This is a genomic window from Streptomyces sp. NPDC002306, assembly GCF_053593435.1.
On sequence record NZ_JBSFCK010000031.1, the window covers coordinates 55,119 to 61,226 of the forward strand.

The 6,108-nt window shown below is 72.2% G+C and carries 4 protein-coding genes; 3 read left to right on the forward strand and 1 reads right to left on the reverse strand.

All coding sequences use genetic code 11. From position 1 onward, the window contains the following. Positions 1-4 precede the first annotated feature (4 nt). Positions 5-844 carry an MIP/aquaporin family protein gene (locus ACWCQK_RS33995; RefSeq protein WP_451161710.1) on the reverse strand — a complete coding sequence of 280 codons (840 nt, stop codon included), beginning with the start codon at positions 842-844 and terminating at the stop codon, positions 5-7. 303 nt (positions 845-1,147) lie between these two features. Here ACWCQK_RS33995 and ACWCQK_RS34000 point away from each other — a divergent pair, with 303 nt between their 5' ends. From ACWCQK_RS34000 to ACWCQK_RS34010, 3 genes are all read left to right on the forward strand, one after another. Next, positions 1,148-2,302, forward strand: coding sequence for a hypothetical protein (locus ACWCQK_RS34000; RefSeq protein ID WP_451161712.1), 1,155 nt, complete (start codon positions 1,148-1,150; stop codon positions 2,300-2,302). Between the two features lie 284 nt (positions 2,303-2,586). After that, positions 2,587-4,842, forward strand: a complete 2,256-nt coding sequence (locus ACWCQK_RS34005) for an FUSC family protein (protein ID WP_451161714.1) — start codon at positions 2,587-2,589, stop codon at positions 4,840-4,842. A 135-nt stretch (positions 4,843-4,977) separates the two neighbouring features. Beyond that, positions 4,978-5,997 (forward strand): GlxA family transcriptional regulator, encoded by a 1,020-nt coding sequence (locus ACWCQK_RS34010; protein WP_451161716.1) that lies wholly within the window; start codon positions 4,978-4,980, stop codon positions 5,995-5,997. The last annotated feature ends 111 nt before the right edge of the window (positions 5,998-6,108 follow it).

Here is a 6,108-nt window from a genome sequence, read left to right on the forward strand (position 1 = left end):
AGCGCTATGGAGCGGGGACGCGTCCGGGGGGCTCGGGTTCCGCCGAGGGCAGGAACCGGCTGATCACACTCTTGTACAGGGCCCCGCCGATGAGACCGCCGACCAGCGGGCCGAGGATCGGCACCCAGAAGTAGAGATTGCCGTACTGATCCCGCCACGCTCCCCGGTAGCCGGTGATGAAGCTGGCCAGCCGCGGGCCGAAGTCGCGGGCCGGGTTGATCGCGTAGCCCGCGTTGGTGCCCCAGGCCATGCCGATGCCCACCACGACCAGACCGGTGATGAACGGGGCCAGGTTCGCACCGGGCGGTGTGTTGAGCAGGTCGGTGATGGCCAGGATGAGCAGCAGCAGGAGAGCGGTGCCGATGACCTGGTCGCGGAACGCGCCCCACTCGTGGACCGGAAGGTTCGGGTTGCCGTTGGCGGGCAGCGTGGAGAACACGCCCTGCGTCTTGATGGTGTGGCCGGGGTCGGCCTTCGCCAGCGCCTCGGTGTAGTTCCAGCGCACGAGGAGTGCGGCGACGAACGCGCCGACCGTCTGGGCGACCACGTACGGCGCCACCTTGCGCCACGAGAAGCCCTTGAACACGGCCAGCGTCACCGTCACGGCGGGGTTGAGGTGTGCGCCGCTGAGACGTGCCGCGACGTAGACACCCATGGTGACGCCGATCCCCCACGCCCAGGAGATGCTGTCGTGGTCTCCGAGGCCGCCGGGCGGAGTGGTGAGCGCACCGCCGGCGGCCACCTGGGCCACCACGCCGGCGCCGAAGAGAATCAGCACCATGGTGCCGAGGAACTCGGCGGCCATCTCACCGACCAGTCCCAGCTGTTTGAACCGCTCCGTCATGGGAGCCCGCTTCCCGCCGGCTCAGGGCCGGCCGTCGACTGACCGAGTCTTCCCGACCTCAGCATAGGTCGATCATGAGATACACGCATTTACAGCCAGATAACGGGCGTCACAGCAGGTCACCGCTGGCGGCGACGGCGACCGTCCAGGAGCGCGAAGGTACCCAGGGGATCGGGAGCGACGGTGGGCTCCCCACCCCGGGAACGGTCCGCCGTGTGACCGGCGTACGCGCAAGCGATCATCACCTCTACCCTTTGGCTGTTCCGAAGACGCGTGTATGCGGGACCAACGGGGGGGAAGCACATGACATATCGGCGTGCGGTGATACCGGCACTGGTCGGAGGCCTGTCGATCACGTTGTTGCTGTGGTGGGCGGGGGCGAGCACACCGGCACTGGAACTGCGCGGCGCCACCGGCGTGTTCGACATCCAGTCCGTCAGCGAACTCCGGCGATGGCTCGCACCCTGGTCGTACGACTCCCCGACCACCCCGCTGTCCGACGGGACCGCGGACGCGGGCACGGCCGGCTCCCTCAGCGGCACCGGCGAGTACGCCGCTCTGTACAGCACCGCGATGCAGATCAGGTTCGTGGCGGTCTTCGTGTTCTTCCTGGCGGGCGCTCTGCTCCTGTTGCGCAGGATTCCACCCACGCGGGGCCGCACACCGGCCACGCTGCTCGCGCTGTGGGCCTGGGGCCCGGTCGCCGGCACGCTGGCGGTGACGGTCTCCGCGCCATGGCTGATCGCATCGCGTGGACGCGGCAGCTACCGGGTCCTGCCCCAGCTCGCGAACGAGATCGCGTCGAGTGGGCCGGTCACCGTGTTCACGGCGCTGCTGACCGCCGGGATCACGGTGATCGTGGCGCGTGTCACCGCCAAGGGCGAGGAACCGGTGCCCCGGCGGAGTGTGCCGCCACGCGCCGCCCGCCTGGCCGCGAGCGCCGGGACCACGGTGATCGCGCTGTCCCTGGTCGTCCTCTCGTACGACTCGGTGGCGGCCCGTATCCAGACGTCGTTCGGCGGCGGAGGGCTGCTGTCCGAGCCCGGCGACCTGCTGCGGCAGTGGCTGCTGCTCGGCGGCTGGGCGGGCCCGGCGACCACACCCCTCGGCGACTGGCTGCTGTACCGAGCCGCCGACGTGGTCATGCTGGCCGTGGTGTGGTGGGCGCTGCGGCTGCTGCCCGGCCTGCTCACCCGGACCACGGCGCCCGCGATGGCGATCGGCGCGGTCTGCGCGACCGTGCTCGGACTGCTGGCGAGCCAAGTGCTGCACATGGCACTGGACGACACCGTCGGCGTGTGGGGTCCCGTGCACCTGTTCTCCGCGCTCGGTCAGGGTGTACCCGCCGCCCTCACCTTCGGCAGCGTCGCCGGATTGGCGGCCCTCGCGACACTGCGCCTGGCCGGGGATCGTGACACGGGCGAGGTTTCCCAGGTGACGGCAGGTGCGGCGGCGTGACGCGGGCGAGGTTCCCCTGGTGACGGCACGGGCCGCGTGACACGCGGCGATCTCATCGCGCGCATGTGGCGTGCCGGCGGCCGCCCCGGGCGACCGCGCCCCGGGCCGCGACCGACCGGACAGGAGTCGCCTCTTCGGACGCTTCGGCCCTGGACGGCCGGAGTTCGGCGCGCCGCGGGGCCCGGTCGGAGGGGGCCCTCCACGGACAATGTGCCGGGCGCCCGGTGCTGCGTGATCCTGTAGGGGTGTGGGGTGCCGCGGCCGGTCGGATACGGGCGGCCTACGTGGCTTCGGGCCGCCGGGCCGTACGCGTGACCCTGGTCGCCACGACGGCCTTCTCCTTCTTCCGTTACGGCCTCGACCGCCCTGTCGCGGCCACCTACGCGCTGTTCGCCGCTGTGGCGCTGGGCGGTCTCTCCAAGATCCCCGGCGCCGGGCGTCAGCGCGCCGTGCTCACGTCGCGCCTGCTACCGATGTGCTGGGTGCTGGTGGTCGTCGGAACCTATCTGTCCGTACGCACCTGGAGCGCCGTCGTCGGGATGCTAGTCGTCGGCTTCGCGCTGGCCTTCGCCGCCGTGGGCGGGCCACGCCTGGCGGGGGCGGCACCGGGCCTGCAACTCCTCTACATCCTGCCGTCCTTCCCCCCGTACGATCCCGGCTCGCTCGGCGACCGGCTGATCGGGACGACCACCGGACTGGTCCTCTTCATCGCCGCCGAGGCGCTGATCCTCCCCGAGCCGGCTCCGCCGCCCTACCGGGAGCGCGCCGCCCGGGCCGCGCGGACCGCCGCGCACTGCGCGACGCTGCTCGCCGAACCTCCGTACGCCCTGAAAGGGGCGGACCTCCGGGCGGCCCGTGACCTCGGGTGGTCGCTACGCTCCCTGACCGTGCCGGAGGCGGAACGTCCCGCGGGACCGGGAGTGCGCGACCGTGCCCTCGCCCACACCGGGCTGGCCACCCGCACCCTGCTCGACAGACTGGCGCACCTGTCCGGCACGCCGGGCGACGATCCGGGCCCCGGCGTGACCGCCGTACTGCACGCGGTCGCGGAGGTGGGTACGGCGACCGCGAGCTGTCTGCGGCAGGGGCCGTCGCCCGTGGCCGCGTACGAGGAGCTGGTCGCGGCCCGTGCACACCTGTCGCGGCTGTCCGGTGGTGCCGTTTCCCCGCCCCCGACGACATCCGCCGCCGTGCTTGAGGACGGGACGGCTCCCACGGCCACGACGCCATCCACGGCCGCGCACGCCGACGACACCGTCCCCACGCCGGAGTTCCCGCCCGCCGTACTGTGCCGGCATGCCGCCGTGCTGGAGATCGCCGACGCGGCGCTCGCCATGGGCGCGGCGGCAGACCTGGCGGTACATGGCCGGCGGGCGTCGGTGGAGGTCTCGCCGAGTCACTTCTGGTACGCCCGGGTCCGGGCCCCGTACCTGTGGTGGCACCGGCTGCGCGGCCACGGCGGACGCCGGTCGGTGTTCTTCCAGAACGCCGCTCGTCTCGCCGTCGCCCTGACGGCGGCCCGGCTCGTGGCCGGGGTGGACACCCTGCCGCACGGGTTCTGGGCCATGCTGGCGACCCTCACCCTCACCCGGACCACCATGGACGAAACCTGGAGAACCATCCGGGTGGCACTCGCGGGCACCCTGGCCGGGGCGCTGGTCACCGCGGTGCTGCTGACTCTGGTGGGCACCGACACCGCCGTGTACGCCGCCGTACTGCCGGTGTGGATGCTCCTCGCCTTCACGGTGGGGCCGGTCAAGGGCGTCGGCTGGGCGCAGGGTCTCTTCACCGTGCTCGTGGCCCTGGTCTTCGCCCAGTTGGCGCCGCCGACGTGGCGGCTCGCGGAGGTCCGGTTGCTGGACGTCCTGGTCGGCAGCGCGATCGGCGCCGTCTTCGGCCTGCTGGCCTGGCCGCGCGGTGCTCACGACGAGCTGCGCAACGCGGCGGCGGAACTCCTGCGCAGGGCGGCCGAGATCGTGGTGGCGACCAGTGCCTCGATGGCGGCCGGGACGGCGGCCACACCGTTCGGGGCGCCCACCCATCGTTCGCTACGGCAGGCGGTGATTCTCGCGGAGTCCGCGTACGCCCAGTTCCAGAGCGAGCCGACACCTTTCGGGGGGTGGGGGAGAGGGCGCGGCGACGCCCTGCCCGGAGTGGACTGGCAGGCGACACTGATGGCCGGTCACCACACCCTGTGGGGATCGCAGCGCCTGTTGGAACCACCGCTCGCCAGGCTGGTCCCGGCGGCCGCCGAGTCCGTCAGCGGGCTGGGGGACCGGGTGTGCGGGCGGATGCTGCTCGTCTCGGCGGCCCTGGACCCCGGCGGCGACACACCCACCGCCCCCGTGCCGCGGATCGCCCCCGCCGTCGAGGGATTCACCTCGGAACCGCCCGGCGCACCGCGCCTGTACTACGCGACCGTGTCGTGGCTGGACTCCCTGATGACCGACCTGGCACGGATCGCACGCGGGGGACCCGAACCGAGCGGAACGTCTCCTGAGCAGCGGCCGACGCGGGGACTGGGAGGCATCTCCTCCTAGGTGAGAGGCAGCCCGTCGTGGCATCGGCGCTGTTCACGGCGCATGATGGCCGAACACCCATGTGGAAACGCCGTTCCGCGTCCCCCGGGGCACGTGCGACGGTGCGCACCACGACGCACGGCCCGGAGGCACCCGATGAACCCCAAGCACACTGGTACGGGCCCGCTCACCGTGACGGTGTTCGTCTTCCCCGGGGTGCGCCTGCTCGATGTGACCGGTCCCATCGAAGTGTTCACCTCGGCGAACGAGTTCGGCGGCCACTACCAGGTGCGGACAGCGTCCGAGGACGGGGCACCGGTGGTCACCTCCGCCGGCGTCAGCCTCAGTGCGGACCTCGCCGTCGACGACGTAGACGAGCCGTACGACGTCCTGCTGGTCCCCGGCGGCCCGGAATGGGAAACGCTGATCAAGGACGACGCGCTCCTCGACGTCGTTCGGCGACTGGACGAGAAGGCCCGTCGTACGGCATCGGTCTGCACGGGAGCCTTTCTGCTGGCCGCGGCCGGACTTCTGGACGGCCGCCGCGCCGCGACCCACTGGCGCCACACACGGCAACTCACCCTGCGGTTCCCGTCCGTGCGGGTCGAACCCGACGCCATCTTCGTGCGCGACGGGCGGATCCTGACGTCGGCGGGTGTCAGCGCCGGTATCGACCTGTCCTTGGCGCTCGTCGAGGATCACTACGGCGCGGAAGTCGCTCGGGCGGTCGCCAAGGACATGGTCGTCTTCATGCAACGACCCGGTGGCCAGTCCCAGTTCAGCGTCCGCGCCCGGGCTCCGCACACCCGTCAGGAGATGCTCCGCCGGGTTCTGGACGAGGTCGCCGAGAACCCCGGTGCCAACCACACCCTGTCCGCCATCGCCCGCAGGGCGGGCGTCAGCGTCCGTCACGTGACCCGCCTCTTCCACGAAGAGGCGGGAACCACTCCGGCCCGGTATGTGGAGCAGGTCAGACTGGAAGCCGCCCAGGTGATGCTGGAGACGGGCGACGAGCCGATGGCGGCGGTGGCCCGGCACACCGGGTTCGGCTCGCCGGAATCGCTCCGCAGAGCGTTCGTGCGACACCTGGGGGTGACGCCCGGCGCGTTCCGGGCCAGCTTCCGCACGACCGGCGTGGGCACGCGGGACTCGGCGGCTGAAGCGCTCTCGTCGTAGCCGGGTCCCCGCAGGCCGATTGCCCGTGCACCGTCGGCTTGCGCGGCTGCCCGTAGTGAGTGGGGGGGGGGGGGGTTGGGGGTCGAGGGGGGGCCCCACCCAAACTCCCCG

What these genes read in the sequence shown, in the direction of transcription:
- ACWCQK_RS33995 (WP_451161710.1), bottom strand. Translation starts at nt 844, where the DNA reads ATGACGGAGCGGTTCAAACAGCTGGGACTGGTCGGTGAGATGGCCGCC.
- ACWCQK_RS34000 (WP_451161712.1), top strand. Translation starts at nt 1,148, where the DNA reads ATGACATATCGGCGTGCGGTGATACCGGCACTGGTCGGAGGCCTGTCG.
- ACWCQK_RS34010 (WP_451161716.1), top strand. Translation starts at nt 4,978, where the DNA reads ATGAACCCCAAGCACACTGGTACGGGCCCGCTCACCGTGACGGTGTTC.